Raw genomic sequence first — 15012 nt, 5'->3', positions numbered from 1 at the left:
GGGTAGGTCCACCCGTTCCGGCGACGCGAGCGCCAGCGGACCGGTACCCTCGGGGCCGCACGGTCGCGCCGGCGGTTCGCCCGACCGTCCGAGTGGCTGCTGGAGGTTCGCCATGAGGCGCCTGGGACGCGGAACCGGCACCACCCCGCTGGTGGTAGCCGTCGCCGCGGCTGCGGCGTTAACCGGGGCCGCGGTGTTCACCGCCGCACAGGCCGGGTGCGCTGACCCGGGCCGCTACGAGCAGCACGGCACAGTTTTCGAGCTGGTCGGCGGCTGTGTGACGCGCAGCGACCTGGACAGGTTGCCCCGCGACGAACGCACCACGATCGGCCCGCACTCCGACGGAGTCAAGTCGAACTCGCTGGAGTCCCACCTGCCCTGACCGGGGCAGGGACCGGCCGCTTCTCCCCAGCACCCGGATGCCCCCCGACAGCGGGCGACCACCGCCGGAAGGCACCCGGACGCGGTGGTGTTCAGCCGAGCGCCTCGGTGAGGTCGGCGATCAGGTCGTCGGCCTCCTCGATGCCCACGGACAGCCGAATCAGCTCGTCCGGCACCTGCAACGCCGAGCCGACGACGCTCGCGTGCGTCATCCGGCCCGGGTGCTCGATCAGCGACTCCACCCCGCCCAGCGACTCGGCCAGGGTGAACAGCCGGGTACGGGCGCAGACATCCAGCGCGGCCTGTTCACCGCCCTCCACCGTGAAGGACACCATCCCGCCGAACCGGCGCATCTGCTTGGCCGCCACGTCGTGGCCGGGGTGCCCGGGCAGCCCCGGGTAGAGCACCCTACCCACCTTGGGATGGCCGAGCAGCGCCTCGACGACCCGCTCGGCGTTGTCGGAGTGCTTCTCCATGCGCAGCGCGAGCGTCTTGATGCCGCGCAGGGTGAGCCAGGCGTCGAACGGCCCGGGCACCGCGCCCGCGGAGTTCTGCAGGAAGGCGATCCGCTCGGCCAGCTCGTCGTCGTTGGTGACGAGCGCGCCGCCCACCACGTCGGAGTGGCCGCCCAGGTACTTCGTGGTGGAGTGCTGCACCAGGTCGGCGCCCAGCTCGATCGGCGCCTGCAGGTACGGCGAGGCGAAGGTGTTGTCCACCGCGAGCTTGGCGCCCGCGTCGTGGGTGAGATGTGCCAGCGCCGCGATGTCCACCACGTTCAGCAGCGGGTTGGTCGGTGTCTCGCACCAGACCACCCTGGTGTTGGGGCGGATCGCCGCCCGGACGGCGTCCACATCGGACAGTGTGGCCGGTGTGTGCTCGATGCCCCACTCCCGCAACACCTTGTCCACCAGGCGGAAGGTGCCGCCGTAGGCGTCGTCCGGGATCACGACGTGGTCGCCCGGGCGGAGCAGGGCCCGCAACGCCACGTCGGTGGCGGCCATGCCGGAGGCGAAGGCCCGGCCGTGGCGGCCACCCTCCAGCGAGGCCAGGCACTCCTCCAGGGCCCGCCGGGTCGGGTTACCGGTGCGGGAGTACTCGAACCCGTCGCGCAGCCCGCCCACCCCGTCTTGGGCGTAGGTCGAGGTGGCGTGGATCGGCACGATCACGGAGCCGGTGCTGCGGTCGGGCTCCTGGCCGACGTGGATGGCCCGGGTCGCGAATCCGTCGCTCATGGGAGCAGCCTAGGGAATGTCGTGTGAGGAAGGGTTGACCCCTGGGCCCGAGGGACCCGGGCGAACTGACGGTTTCCAGCTCTTCAGCAGGCCAGGAACCTGGCCGGGGCCAGTCAGCGCGGCCAGTGCGGCACCTCCGCCCGCCTCCCAGACACGTCAGCCCCGGCGGTGGACCGGGGCTGACGGTCGACCAGGGGCTCAGTAACCAGCCGGGGCGGCCTGCTTCGCCTTCATGCCCGCCGTGGTCGAGGGCAGCCACCAGAGCACGAGCAAGCCGGCGTAAGCGAGCAGGAAGACAATGCCGAGGAGCGCAGCCGCGCCCAGGGAGATGAGTGCACCCAACACCGCAAGGACCAGCACGATCGTGACGACGATCCGCGCCCAGTCCTGCCCCTTGCCTGCCGCGAGAGCACAACCCCCCAGGCCCAGCAGGAGAATGATCGCCAGGATCGGGATGATCGCAAAACCGCCCATGGCGCCGTAGCTGGCAAGGCGAATCAGCGAGTACGCGTTCCACACGACCCCGAAAGCCGCTACGACAACAGTGGCCCACATCGCCACGGGCAGCGTTCCGCCCCCACCGGCGGGCTGCTGGCCGTATCCGCCGTGCTGCGGGTAGGCAGCGTAGGGCTGGCCACCCCACTGGCCCGGAGGCGGCGCACCCCAACCCTGGACGCCCGGCGCGCCGTATGGCTGCTGCCCGAACTGCTGGGGTTGATGGCCGAACTGGGGCGGTGCGCCCCACTGGCCGGGCTGGGACGCACCCGGCGGCATCGGCTGTGGGGCGCCAGGCTGCGGGGCGGCACCCCACTGGCCCGGCTGCGGTGGCATCCCGGGCGGCATGCCCGGCATCGGCGCCCCCGGGTAGGCGCCGGGGACGCCTCCCCATGCCTGGGGGTGCTGGCCGGCGGGGTGGGGGACACCCATCGGCGGCTGCGGCACGGGCGCGCCGGGCTGGGACGGCGGCACGACCTGGGTGGTGCCCGAGTCCGGCGCCGGCGAGCCGAGCGCGGCCGCCTGGGAAGGCGAGACCACCTGGGTGACCCCGGCGTCATCGCCCTGGTCGTCCTGGCTCGGGCCGGCCTGGGACTGTCCGGCCGACGCGGCCTGGGGCTGTCCGGCCGCAGCGGGCGGCACCACCTGCGTTACTCCGGCGTCCTGCCCCTCCGGTGCGGCGGGCGCGGCGGAGGGTGCCGTCCCCGCATCCGCTGCTCCGGCGGGCTTGCCCTCCAGCGCCGATGCCACCACCTGGGTGCGGTCGGGGTTCTCCGCCCCGGCCCCCGCCGGCTGGTCCGGTGCGGCCGGGGAGAGCGACCCAGTGCCGCCAGGCTGCTGGGCCGTCGGCTCCGCGGGCGCCAGCGCGCCGGCCTGCTCGGCCGGTGCCGCACCTTCCTGGGGCGGCTGTGGAGTGGTCATCGGGTTCCAACCCCCTTGGCCGTGCCGTTCACGATCGCGCCAAAACCTATCGGATGCTCCGAACGGACCTTGCCGGAACAGGCCGGTACCCACCGAACCCGCCCCCGCACGACCATCGGATCCGTGCAGTCCTGTCTACCTGGTGCCGAGCCTCGGCATGACGATTTCGGGCAAATCAGCACGCTTGGCGGCAACGCCGATCAGCGGGTCGATCAGCGGCCGGCGAGGTAGCTGAGAACGTCCTGCCGGGTGACGACACCGGCCGGCTTGCCGTCCATCAGCACGAGCACGGCGTCGGCCGCGGACAGCGGTGTCATGGTGGCGCTGATCGGCTCGCCGGCACCCACCGTGGGCAGCGGGGTCGACATGTGCAGCTCCAGCCGGTCGACGAGCCGGGCCTTGCCGTTGAACAGGGCGTCCAGCAGGTCCTTCTCGTTGACCGCGCCGGCCACCTCGGCGGCCATCACCGGCGGCTCGGCCTTGACCACCGGCATCTGCGAGACACCGAACTCGCGCATGATCGTGATCGCGTCCGCCACCGTCTCGTTCGGGTGGACGTGCACCAGCTCGGGGATGTCACCGCCCTTGCGCCGGAGCACGTCGCCGATGGTGGCGCCGGAGTGGTCGACGGAGAGGAAGCCGTAGGAGGACATCCACTGGTCGTTGAAGACCTTGGTGAGATAGCCGCGGCCGCTGTCCGGAAGCAGCACGACGATCACGTCGTCGGGGCCGCACCGCTCGGCAACCCGCAGCGCGGCCACCACGGCCATGCCGCAGGAGCCACCGACCAGCAGGCCCTCCTCGCGGGCCAGCCGCCGGGTCATGTGGAACGAGTCGGCGTCGGAGACCGCGATGACCTCGTCGCAGACCTTGGGGTCGTAGGTGGTCGGCCAGAAGTCCTCGCCGACACCCTCGACCAGGTAGGGACGGCCGCTGCCGCCGGAGTAGACCGAGCCCTCGGGGTCGGCGCCGATCACCTTCACCCGACCGTCGCTGACCTCCTTGAGGTAGCGCCCGGTGCCGGAGATCGTGCCGCCGGTGCCGACGCCGGCCACGAAGTGGGTGATGCGGCCCTCGGTCTGCCGCCACAGCTCCGGACCGGTGGTCAGGTAGTGGCTGCGCGGGTTCTCCGGGTTGGCGTACTGGTTGGGCTTCCAGGCGCCGGGGATCTCCTCCACCAGGCGGTCGGAGACCTTGTAGTAGGAGTCGGGGTGGTCCGGCGGCACGGCGGTCGGGCAGACCACGACCTCGGCGCCGTAGGCCTTGAGCACGTTGCGCTTGTCCTCGTTGACCTTGTCCGGGCAGACGAAGACGCACTTGTAGCCCCTGCGCTGGGCGGCGATGGCCAGGCCGATCCCGGTGTTGCCGGAGGTGGGTTCGACGATGGTGCCGCCGGGCTTGAGCTCACCGGAACGTTCGGCGGCCTCGATCATGCCGAGCGCGATGCGGTCCTTGACGCTGCCGCCCGGGTTGAAGTACTCGACCTTGGCCAGCACCAGTGGAGACAACCCGTCGGCCACCGGCCCCAACCGCACGAGCGGGGTGTTCCCGATCAGATCGAGGACGTGCTCGACGTACTCCACCGACGCTCCTCCCAGTAGTTGAGACACTGCGCCGAGCCTATGCCGTCCGGGTGACGCCGTACAGGCGGTGGTCGACAATGCGTTGCCCAAAACGTGAGCAAATGTGAGTTTGTCCAGGTCAGGCGGTCCACCGTGACCGGTGGACGGTCCCCGTCCTCTGCGCTGAGGCGCTGCGGGGTGGAGGGTCAAGGCCGTCTGCCCCGCTGGGCGGGGTCCTACCTCAGCTCCCTCGTCCGTTCCAGCCCGAAGGCTGCGGGTCTCCGGCCAGTTGTAGGCGAACCGCGCGACACCACAATGTGCCGCCAGCCGCCGGGCCGTAGCCGCGTTCGGGTCGAGTGCGAACCGGGGCGCGGCCACCGTGAACCCAGGGCGAGGCTCGAACTTCCCCACGCGGCGGCCCCTAGCACGATCAACACGGCAGGAACGAACGGTGCCCAACAACACCGACAACCCGCCGCGCGCTCACATTCGATCATCCACACTCACGAATGCTCACAGACCCGGCAACAGTTGTTAGCCCCCTCTACGCGGGATCACGGCGACCCAGGAAGCCAAGTAGGGTGCGGGGGCGGTAGCGAGGACGCGGCCGGCACGCTCGGCTACGGACGAGCTGCCCGCAGGTGGCGGCACCGGCCGACCGCGCTTCCGTGAGGTCATCGGCGTTCCGGGAATTCCCGGCCCCGCCCAACAAGGAAGTGGGCGCCCCGGACGACAACCGGAGCGCCCACCGAAACCTCGCGGGTCACCAGTGAGTGACCGACCAGCCGACGTAGGGGCTCATCTCCAGCACGTGGCAGGGAGGCATCGTGAACTCCGGTTCCGAGGACTCCTGGCCCATCCGGGCCATCATCTCCGGGGGCACGCAGGCGGAGTGGATCCAGCCGTCCGGCCTCATGCTCAGCTCCGTGGGGCCGGTGTTGAAGGTCCAGCCCAGCTGGCTGACGTCGATGTGCTCGGTGGCCGGTTCCATGGCCGGCTCGTCGGTGGTCCCCATGGCGTTGGCGACCCCGGACCCGGCGAGGGCGAGCCCGATTCCGGCGAGGGTAACGACGGCGAATTCGAGAATTTTCCGCATCTGACGCTCCCGAGGTGTTGTCGTCATTGCTGATCCAGGCAACTGGATCTTGCGGGCGATCAAAGACCGCAACGCGCCCACCAAGCGCACACGACACACGGGATTCACCTGGTCGAACGGTGTAACCACCTGGCCGGTCGGCGGGCGATTCGCTTTTCACCGAGCGGCGCCTACCGGCCCTTCCATAACCTCTTTCGTGGGACGATTTCACCCACACGAGCAGGCTGTCACCCGCGCGAGGAGGTCATCATGCCGCAGAGTTCCCACCGCCTGGCCCGCTTCCTCGTGTTCCCGGCATCGCTGCGCGCCGGCTCACTCAACTACCGGTTGGCATTCCTGACGGCGAACCTCGTGGAGGCGCTCGGTGGTGAGGTGGACTTCGGCTCGATGCACGAGTTCGACGCGCCCTCCTATGACCAGGACGTGGCGGAGCTGGCCGGTTTCCCGCCCGGGCCGACCGAACTCGCTCGCCGCCTGGCCGCCAGCGACGCGTTTGTCATCAGCTCCCCGGAGTACAACTTCTCGATGCCGGGTGGGCTGAAGAACGCCATCGACTGGGTCTCCCGCATGCGGCCCCAGCCCTTCTACGAGCGGCACGCGCTGCTGATGTCCGCCTCCCCGTCCCCGGTCGGGGGAAACCGGGGGCTGTGGGCGCTGCGGGTGCCGCTGGAGCACCTGGGCGCCCGGCTGTATCCCGACATGTTCGCGCTCGCCCGCGCCGACCGGGCGTTCGACCGCGCCGGCCGGCTGGTCGACCCCACGCTGCGACGCTGGTTCGAGGGGATGGTCGCCGGTTTCATCGACTGGGTGGAGGGGTGCGGCGAGCATCCGCACGCCCGCGGCGAGTGGCGCGAGTTCCTCGGCGAGGGCCGGGCCACCCCGGCCTGAGCAGGGCACATCCGGCCCATCCGGGTCACCCGACCGGTGAAACGCAACGGGTTGATCGGGTCGTGCGTTAATTTCCGGTGCATCAGGGGCGAAACTTGCCGTGCGGGCCCCGACGATCCCCGGGCCCGGTACGCCGCTGGAGAACGAGGTGGCCCGCGGGAGGGGGTCGAGATGATCGGGGCACGGGCGTTGCGGGCGGCCGCGCTGGCAACCGGAGCGCTCGGCGGGCTGTCCGGGGCCGCTTACGGTCTGCTCACGGAACAGTCCCGTCGTGCACGGAGAGTCATTGGAGTGCCGACGGCGCCACCGTATCGGGCGGACGGCGTCTATCTGCCCGACGGCACCGGCCCGCTGCCCGCCGACAACCCGCGGTGCTCGGACGGGCCGGTGCGGTTCGCCGTCCTCGGCGACTCCTCGGCGGCCGGCCTGGGCGTGGACTCGCCCGAGGAGTTGCCCGGCGTGCTGCTCGCCCGCGGCCTGGCCGCGGAGGCGGAGCGGCCGGTCCGGCTCGTCACCTACGCCGTCGTCGGCGCCACCACCAAGGAGTTGCCCGACCAGGTGGCGGCGGCCCTGGACGACCCGCCCGCGCTGGCCCTGATGATCATCGGTGCGAACGACGTCACCACGAAGCTGTCGGTGCGCACCTCGGCCGCGCTGCTGGGCGCCCAGGTCGCGCTGCTACGGGATGCCGACGTCGAGGTGGTCGTGGGCACCTGTCCCGACCTGGGCGCGATCCGCCCGATCCCACAGCCGCTGCGGTCGGTGGCCCGGTCCTGGAGCCTGGCGCTGAGCCGGGCACAGCGCCGTGCGGTGGCCGCCGTGGGCGGACACGCGGTGCCCCTGGCCGACCTGCTGGCCCGAGAGTTCCTGGCCCGCCCCACCGAGCTGTTCAGCACCGACCAGTTCCACCCGTCCGCGGCCGGGTACCAGGCCGCGGTCGACGTGCTGTTACCCGTGCTGTGCGTGGCCGGTGGATTGTGGGGTGGCCCGGTGCCGCAGGCCCCGACCAGGTCGGCGGCGGCCGAGGCGCGTCGGCCCACCGCCAGGCTGGTGGCGCGGCTGAACCGACTGTTGCGGCGTACCCAGCCGATCGAGCCCTAGTTTCGGCGGGAAACCCGCGGTGTCCTGGCCGGACGTGGCGACTATCGCACTGGTGGGCGCGGCGAGCGACACTACCCTCACCGGCACCAGAACAGGACGAAGGAGTTCCGTAATGGCCGAGGCCGTGATCGTCGCCGCCACGCGCTCCCCCATCGGGCGTGCCGGCAAGGGCTCGCTGGTGGACGTCCGCCCGGACGACCTGACCGCCCGCATCGTGCGGGCCGCGCTCGACAAGGTGCCGCAGCTCGACCCCACCGAGATCGACGACCTGATGCTGGGCTGCGGCCTGCCCGGCGGCGAGCAGGGCTTCAACATGGGCCGCGTGGTGTCGGTGCTGCTCGGTTACGACCACCTTCCCGGCTGCACCATCACCCGTTACTGCGCTTCCAGCCTGCAGACGACCCGGATGGCCTTCCACGCCATCAGGGCCGGAGAGGGAGATGTGTTCATCAGCGCGGGTGTGGAGGCCGTTTCCCGCTACGCCAAGGGAAACTCCGACAGCTGGCCGGACACGCACAACCCGGTGTTCGAAGGAGCCGAGGCACGCACCGCGAAGGCCGGTGAGGGCGCCGAAGAGTGGCACGACCCACGCGAGGACGGCGCCGTACCGGACATCTACATCGCCATGGGCCAGACCGCGGAGAACCTGGCACTGGCCAGGGGCGTGAGCCGGCAGGAGATGGACGAGTTCGGTGTGCGGTCGCAGAACCTCGCCGAGAAGGCCACCGCCAACGGCTTCTGGGCCCGCGAGATCACGCCGGTGGAGCTGCCCGACGGTCGCGTGGCGGGCGCCGACGACGGGCCGCGGCCGGGCACGACCTACGAGAAGGTGGCCGGGCTCAAGCCGGTGTTCCGTCCGAACGGCCGGGTCACCGCGGGCAACTGCTGCCCGCTCAACGACGGTGCGGCCGCGCTGGTGGTGATGAGCGACGACAAGGCCAAGGCGTTGGGGATCACGCCGCTGGCCCGGATCGTGGCGACCGGGGTGTCCGCGTTGTCGCCGGAGATCATGGGGTTGGGGCCGGTCGAGGCGAGCCGGCGGGCGCTGGCCAACGCGAACATGAGCATCGACGACATCGATCTGGTGGAGATCAACGAAGCGTTCGCCGCGCAGGTGATCCCGTCGTACAAGGAGTTGGGGATCCCGCTGGAGAAGCTGAACGTCAATGGTGGCGCGATCGCGGTCGGCCACCCGTTCGGCATGACCGGCGCCCGGATCACCACCACGTTGTTGAACTCGCTGCAGTTCCACGACAAGCGTTTCGGCCTGGAGACGATGTGCGTGGGTGGCGGCCAGGGCATGGCGATGATCATCGAGCGCCTGAGCTGACACGGCGGGAGGCCCGACCCGCGGCGTGAAACGGACGGTTGGGTCGGGCCTCCTACTGCATGCTCGGAAACGGCGGGGAGGACGTGCGAATCAGCCACGAGTGGCTGGATGGGCCCGAGTGGTCTGGCCGAGCGCGCCACGACCAAGTGGCCACGCCTAGCCAGGCTTCGATTTTCCCAACACTCCCTACAACTACGCCGCGGACCGCAATCGCGTTCCGTCCTTGCAGGCGCCAGCAGGACCACTCCTCCGCCTATGCGAGTCTCCCTCCGCGTTGTGGGCTGGACTGGATCGGATCGCCGCGTGGCTCCAGAGCCGTGGAGTGCTGCGGAGAGTCCGGAATGGACGCTGAGATAGTGGTCAGCCGGGGCCGATGGTCGACGCACTAACTGTGCCCATCCGCCTGCCAGCGGAGCGTGAGCCTGTAACAAAGCAACGGCACCATGTGCCATGAGAAGCGGTTTTCGGACTGTTCCCATGGCTGTCGCATTTCGTCACCGGGCAGCGAATCCAGCTCTCCCTACGGCCACGAGATGTGGCTTGCACCACATGCCCGTTGATGCGCCACCCCTCGCCCGGCGAAGTCGGTCGTCTGGAAAGGCGCGGGGCCCCCGACTCGTGCCGGGGGCCCCGCGCAACCAGGAATCCGTTACGGCGTCACTCCTGCCGGAGGTAGGACAGCAGCCGCACGATCTCGATGTACAGCCAGACCAGCGTGGTCATCAGGCCGAAGGCGATGTACCAGGCGTACTTCGACGGGGTGCCGGAGCGGATCGCCTGGTCGGCGGCGTCGAAGTCGAGCAGCAGGCTGAAGGCGGCAACGCCGATCACCAGCAGGCTGAAGCCGATCGCCAGCGGCGAGCCATCCCGCAGGCCCAGGCCACCGGTGTTGAAGAAGCTCGTCACCAGGTTGGCCAGCATGAGCACGAAGACACCGATGGTGGCGCCCACGATCCACCGGGTCAGCTTCGGCGTGACCCGGATCGCGCCCGTCTTGTAGACGATCAGCATGCCGGCGAACACACCGCCGGTCCCGACGATGGCCTGGAACCCGAGCCCCTCCAGGAAGCTGGTGGCGCCTCCCTTGCTCACGAAGTTGTCGAACACCACGGTGATCGCGCCGAGCAGCACACCCTCGGCGATCGAGTAGCCGAGAATCAGGCCCGGGTTCGCGCTCTGCTTGAAGATGATGATCAGGGAGAGCACCAGGCCGATGATCAGCGCCGGCAGGGCGAGGAAGACGGCCCCGGAGTAGGCCGTCGCGATGCCGGCCAGCAGGGCAGCACCGGCCGTGATGCCCGTCTTGGTCACCACGTCGTCGATCGTCATCGGCCGCTCGGTGGTGACCGGTCCCGCGGCGTACGGGTAACCCTGGGCGGTACTCGGTTGGTCTTGGAACGTCGCGTAGCCGCCGCCGGACGGCAGGTTACGGAACGCGGGATTGCTGGTGGTGCGCACCTCGAGTCCTCCTGGAGCGTGGTTGCGCCGTCACGGGTAGAACGGCCGCTGCCGTCGGCCGGTTCCCCCGACGGTAAAGCAGACTTTACTCGTCCCGCCGGAAGTGACGCGCATCATTACGCAGAACTGATGCCGGCCCCCGGAATGATCTCGCAGCGTAGCTGCCGACCCCACCGGTCGGGGGCACCACTGATCCGTTCCGGGGTGTCACCCGGCGGCACCAGGGCGAACCTGCCCGCGCTGCGTCACCGCCGCGATCCGCCCACTGGCGGCTTGTGGGGGCACGGGGGCCTCGCAAGCCTTGAGGACCGGCACGGTCGCCCGCCGCCGGGGATCCCGGGCGCCGCCCCGCAACCCGCGTCCCCGTGTCGACCGTCCCGCCACACGGACTTCCTTCGCCGGAACGGGGAACGACATGCAGGGACTCCGCAGGGTGCTCACCTGCCTGGCCGGATCGACATTGCTCACAGGTGTGACACTCATCACTCTTCCCGGTAACGCACACGCCGCCGGGGAGAAGTTGGGGCACTGGGTACCCGGGCAGGCGTATGACGGCAGGCCCACGAACCACCCCGACGACTGGCTCGGCTCCTACACCTGGAAGGGCAGACAGGTGTGGTGCGTCCAGTTCGCTCTCAACGAGCCGGCCGATGACGTGGACTATGCGCCTGGCGGACCGTTGACCAGAAAGGACGGCGAACCGTTGGGCGAGGAGGTCGCCGCCAAGATCTCCTACCTGCTGTTGCGGTACCAGCACACCACGTCCGCCGACGAGGCCGCGGCAATGGCCCACCTGCTCCACGCCTGGACCGCCGGCACAACCGACGAGAAGAAACTTGCCAGGACGAACGGCCCGGAAACCATCGGATACCACGAGCGGCACCACTACAACGGCCTGCCGGAGAACGCCAAAGCGGCCGTACAGCGACTGAACATCGATGCCGAGGAGCACCGCGGGCCGTGGCGCCTCACCCTCACCCCGCCGCAGGAGGCGCAGACCATCGGGGAAGCCGACACGTGGATGGTCCAGGTCACCACGGCCACGGGCAAACCGGTCGGCGGGGTCCGGGTCGAGCTCTCCGTCACGGAGGGCACGCTCGGCGGCGACGCGGCAGGCGGCACCGCCAGGACCCCGACCGATGGCAGCCCGCTCGCGGTACCGGTCACTCCCTCCGGGAACAATCCGAAGCTCACCGTCACCGCGCGGGGCCCGAGTCCACAGCCGGTGCTGCTGGTGCCCTCCAAGCCCATGACACAGCGCATCATCACCACGGGTGGGGAAACTCCGCTCTCCAAGGAGGGGACGGTACCCGCACGCCACGCGCCCGGCGTCGTCAAACTGTCCAAAGTGGATGCTGCTTCCGGCGCCACCATCAGTGGCGTGTCGCTTCGGTTGACCGGCGCGGACAAGGAAAGCCCGGCCCGCAAGCACGACGACAGCAAGCTCACCGGCCCCGACGGCGAGCCCGTGGTGTTGCGGACCGGGCAGGATGGCACGGTGTCCGTGCCGGATCTGAAGGCACCGCAGGAGATATGCCTCATCGAGACTGCGGTGCCGGATGGCTACGACGAAGCTTTCGACCCGCACCACCCACCGACGGTGTGCGGAACGGTCACCCCGGGCGGAACGCTCGCGCTCACCTTGACGAACAAGGCCAACGTGCCCGAGCAACCCGTCGTACCAATAACCATCCCGGCCGGTGCGGACGTCGTGCTGGCCAGCGCCGCTACCCGGCAGGTGCTGACACCGGCCGGGCTGGTCGGGTTGGGTGGCCTCGGACTGCTCGCCGCTGGGCTCGTCGGGGCGCTCTGCTGGCGGCGGATCGCCGCAAGGCGGTTGGGCGGGCGGTGACGCGGCTGAGCGCGCCGACCATGCCGAATCCCTTGCCGTCCCACCCGCGCCGCGGGCGCCGCGGCCCGGCCGGCCGGCCACCGTGGCGGTCGGCCGGGCTTGCCCTGCTCTGCACCGCCGGGCTGGCCGGTGCGGTGGTGTGGGCAACTCCCGGACCGGCCGTGACGGGAACCCCGGTGGCTGCTGAGCGTGTGCCGGACCATCCGGCGCACAGCCTCGCCGCGCCGGGTGCCCTGGACAGGCGGTGGGGGTTGCCAGGTGGCGCGCCGCCCCCGCAGCCCTCGGCCATACCATCGCCGGAGCAAGCGCAGGTTTCGCGGCCCACCGCGCAGCGGCCGGGCACCGTGCGGCTGCCTCATGGCGGCACTGCTCGGTTGGTGCGCAAGGAGGTGCGCCACGACGGGGTACTGCCGATTCCGGATGGCGTTCGGGACGCCACCTGGTGGGGCGCCGGGCTGAACACGTCCGGCGGCGCGACCGTGTTGGCCGGACACGTGAACTGGCGTGGCGTGGAAGGACCATTTGCGGAGCTGTGGTGGGTGAAGCGCGGCCAGGTGGTGACGGTCGTCGACGCCGCGGGTGCGTCGTGGCGGTACCAGATCTCCGAGATCGTCACCGTTGACAAGCATGACCTGCCAACGCGTGCGACGGAGTTGTTCGGGCAGGATGGCGCGCACCGGCTCGTGCTTGTGACGTGTGGGGGCCGCTGGGTGGGCGGCGAGCTCGGTTACGACGAGAACCGCATCGTCGTGGCCACGCCGCTGTGACGGACGTTCTCTTCGGGCCCCGAACATTCGGATCGCCGGCGCCGCAATGTCTTCCCGGTGTCGTTCACGCCCCGGTTGGGACCACTGAACAGCTCGATGACATCGACGGGGCGCAGGTGGAGAGGCACCCCCGTAACGCGGATCCGTCCGGAGTCATCCGCCGTGGGCCGGCGAGCCGGCCGCCACCGGCCGACGGCTTCAGGTCGTCGACCCGACCGGGCGGGTCCGACCGCGCCGGTGCGGCTTCCAGCGCCCCAGCTGGAAACCGTACTGACCGTCGAACCCGGCCCGGTGGGCGTGCGCCGAACTAGATGGCGTTCAGGCTGATCACACGGTCGTCGTCATTGCGAACGACGGTGCTCCGACCGTCGCGGTTGGACGTCGACACCCACAACGTGCCATCGGGTGCGTTCACCGCTGCCCGCAGCCGGCCGTGGTGTGAGGTGTAGACATCGGACACGTCACCGTGTGACTTTCCATTCTGCACCGACACGCGCACGAGCCGCTCACCCCGCAGGCACGAGACGTAGAGCATCCCGTTGCGGTGCGCCACACCGGCCGGAACGCATTCCTCCGGATACATGACGACGATCGGCTCGACGGATCCGTCCGGCTGCTCGCAGTACCCCTCGCACTTCGACCAACCGTAGTTCGCCCCGGGCTTGATCACGTTGACCTCGTCCCACGTGCTCTCACCGACCTCGGTGGCGTACATCGTCCCGGCCTCGTCCCAGGTCATGCCCAGCACGTTGCGATGGCCGTAGGACCACACCAGCGAGTTGGCGAACGGGTTGCCGGCGGCCGGCTTCCCGTCCTTGGTCATCCGCAGGATCTTTCCGTTGAAGGCGTGCACGTTCTGCGATGCGTTGTAGTTGTAGGCGTCGCCGACGCCCGCGTACAACATGCCGTCCGGCCCGAACGCGAGCGCCCCGCCGTTGCGGTAGAGGCCGCGCTTGATCCCGGTGACGAGCGGCTGCGGCTGCTGCCCCAGCTTGAACCGCGCGATCCGGTTGTCGGTGTTGGTCGTGTAGAACACGAAGATCCAGCCGTCCTGGGCGTAGTCGGGCGAGACCGCGATGCCGAGCAGCCCGCCGTCGGTGCCGTAGGCCACCGAGTCGGCGATGCGTTGCACCTCGGTGACCTGCCCGTCCTTGACCTGCAGGATCCGGCCGGTGTTCCGCTCCGTGACCAGTGCGGCTCCGTCGGGGAGGAACGCGATGCCCCACGGCACCGACAGGTTGTCGGCGATGGTGCGTTCCCCCAACCCACCCGGGATGGGCGGCGCAGCGGTGGCGGCGGGGGCGGCGCACAGGCCGGTCGCGGTCGCGACGGCGGCCAGTGCCGCACCAACGACGCTGCGTCTGATGCTCACTTACACCTCCTGGGGTTCCAACCGGTCGGGTGGCCGGCGACGCTCGGTCGCCGATCAACCCTCAGTGCCCTATCGGGTGATCGACCGGCCGGCTGTATCACCGCAAGGTGTGGTGCGCCGGATCACGCGGCAACGGCACCGGAACGTCCGCCGCGGCCGGCGCCCGATCGGCCGCGTGATCACGAACGGTCACCACGTTCTCACCCGGCGCGCGGGCCTGCTTCACCCGGGCAGTTCTGTCCGCCACCGGCACGGCCGAACTACCTTGGGCCGCCCGGCGTAGCCGCTGGCGTCCGGGACTTCCACGCCGTCGCGACCTCGAGGGAGTGAGGCAGATGACCGAGGACCGCCCGACCCGTACCCCCGCCCCGGCCGAGGACACCCGGCCCAGCTGGGTCCGGCCGGACGTCACCGAGTACGACACGCCCATGGAGGTGACGGGGTACGTCGCCCGGCGGTGACGCCGGATCGCCGACTGCGGTGGCCGGATGATCACTCGAAGAAGTGAACACCTCCGGCCACCGCTTCACCCGACCGGTGCGGATCGCCGACGTGTT

Annotated in this window: 13 protein-coding genes; 7 read left to right on the top strand and 6 right to left on the bottom strand. The window is 70.3% G+C overall.

All coding sequences use genetic code 11. The features are described 5' to 3' along the window. The first annotated feature begins 112 nt into the window (after nucleotides 1-112). On the top strand, nucleotides 113-382 hold the full coding sequence (locus IEY55_RS21360) for a hypothetical protein (protein WP_189060300.1): 270 nt from the start codon (nucleotides 113-115) through the stop codon (nucleotides 380-382). A gap of 91 nt (nucleotides 383-473) precedes the next feature. Here the strand turns inward: IEY55_RS21360 and IEY55_RS21355 are convergent, their stop codons facing one another. From IEY55_RS21355 to IEY55_RS21340, 4 genes are all read right to left on the bottom strand, one after another. Continuing rightward, nucleotides 474-1613 (bottom strand): cystathionine gamma-synthase, encoded by a 1140-nt coding sequence (locus IEY55_RS21355; RefSeq protein ID WP_189060299.1) that lies wholly within the window; start codon nucleotides 1611-1613, stop codon nucleotides 474-476. Between the two features lie 198 nt (nucleotides 1614-1811). After that, entirely contained in the window at nucleotides 1812-3029 is a 1218-nt protein-coding gene (locus IEY55_RS21350; RefSeq protein WP_189060298.1) for a hypothetical protein, read from the bottom strand. A gap of 212 nt (nucleotides 3030-3241) precedes the next feature. Next, nucleotides 3242-4612 (bottom strand): cystathionine beta-synthase, encoded by a 1371-nt coding sequence (locus tag IEY55_RS21345; protein ID WP_189060297.1) that lies wholly within the window; start codon nucleotides 4610-4612, stop codon nucleotides 3242-3244. Between the two features lie 742 nt (nucleotides 4613-5354). Next, a complete protein-coding gene (locus tag IEY55_RS21340; protein WP_189060296.1) occupies nucleotides 5355-5687 on the bottom strand; it encodes a hypothetical protein in 333 nt (110 codons plus the stop codon). A 249-nt stretch (nucleotides 5688-5936) separates the two neighbouring features. On the opposite strand from IEY55_RS21340, the gene IEY55_RS21335 reads away from it, so the two are divergent. From IEY55_RS21335 to IEY55_RS21325, 3 genes are all read left to right on the top strand, one after another. Beyond that, the gene (locus tag IEY55_RS21335; RefSeq protein ID WP_189060295.1) at nucleotides 5937-6575 is read left to right on the top strand and encodes an NADPH-dependent FMN reductase; all 639 of its coding nucleotides are present in this window, start codon (nucleotides 5937-5939) and stop codon (nucleotides 6573-6575) included. Between the two features lie 171 nt (nucleotides 6576-6746). Further along, nucleotides 6747-7676, top strand: a complete 930-nt coding sequence (locus IEY55_RS21330; RefSeq protein WP_189060294.1) for an SGNH/GDSL hydrolase family protein — start codon at nucleotides 6747-6749, stop codon at nucleotides 7674-7676. 112 nt (nucleotides 7677-7788) lie between these two features. Continuing rightward, nucleotides 7789-9006, top strand: coding sequence for an acetyl-CoA C-acetyltransferase (locus IEY55_RS21325; RefSeq protein WP_189060293.1), 1218 nt, complete (start codon nucleotides 7789-7791; stop codon nucleotides 9004-9006). A gap of 657 nt (nucleotides 9007-9663) precedes the next feature. On the opposite strand, the gene IEY55_RS21320 is transcribed toward IEY55_RS21325, so the two are convergent. Then, nucleotides 9664-10464 (bottom strand): Bax inhibitor-1/YccA family protein, encoded by an 801-nt coding sequence (locus IEY55_RS21320; RefSeq protein WP_189060292.1) that lies wholly within the window; start codon nucleotides 10462-10464, stop codon nucleotides 9664-9666. 415 nt (nucleotides 10465-10879) lie between these two features. Here IEY55_RS21320 and IEY55_RS21315 point away from each other — a divergent pair, with 415 nt between their 5' ends. Next, on the top strand, nucleotides 10880-12316 hold the full coding sequence (locus IEY55_RS21315) for an MSCRAMM family protein (protein ID WP_229686606.1): 1437 nt from the start codon (nucleotides 10880-10882) through the stop codon (nucleotides 12314-12316). Nucleotides 12317-12336: 20 nt separating this feature from the next. Beyond that, nucleotides 12337-13083 (top strand): class F sortase, encoded by a 747-nt coding sequence (locus IEY55_RS21310; protein WP_189060291.1) that lies wholly within the window; start codon nucleotides 12337-12339, stop codon nucleotides 13081-13083. Between the two features lie 307 nt (nucleotides 13084-13390). On the opposite strand, the gene IEY55_RS21305 is transcribed toward IEY55_RS21310, so the two are convergent. Beyond that, on the bottom strand, nucleotides 13391-14455 hold the full coding sequence (locus tag IEY55_RS21305) for a PQQ-dependent sugar dehydrogenase (RefSeq protein WP_189060290.1): 1065 nt from the start codon (nucleotides 14453-14455) through the stop codon (nucleotides 13391-13393). 335 nt (nucleotides 14456-14790) lie between these two features. Between IEY55_RS21305 and pqqA the strand changes: the two genes are divergently transcribed. Next, the gene (gene pqqA, locus IEY55_RS21300) at nucleotides 14791-14916 is read left to right on the top strand and encodes a pyrroloquinoline quinone precursor peptide PqqA (protein WP_189060289.1); all 126 of its coding nucleotides are present in this window, start codon (nucleotides 14791-14793) and stop codon (nucleotides 14914-14916) included. The last annotated feature ends 96 nt before the right edge of the window (nucleotides 14917-15012 follow it).

This window comes from Longimycelium tulufanense (assembly GCF_014645795.1).
GTDB lineage: Bacteria > Actinomycetota > Actinomycetes > Mycobacteriales > Pseudonocardiaceae > Longimycelium > Longimycelium tulufanense.
The sequence above is the reverse complement of the archived record's forward strand: the minus strand, read 5'-3'. Positions and strand labels throughout refer to the sequence as shown.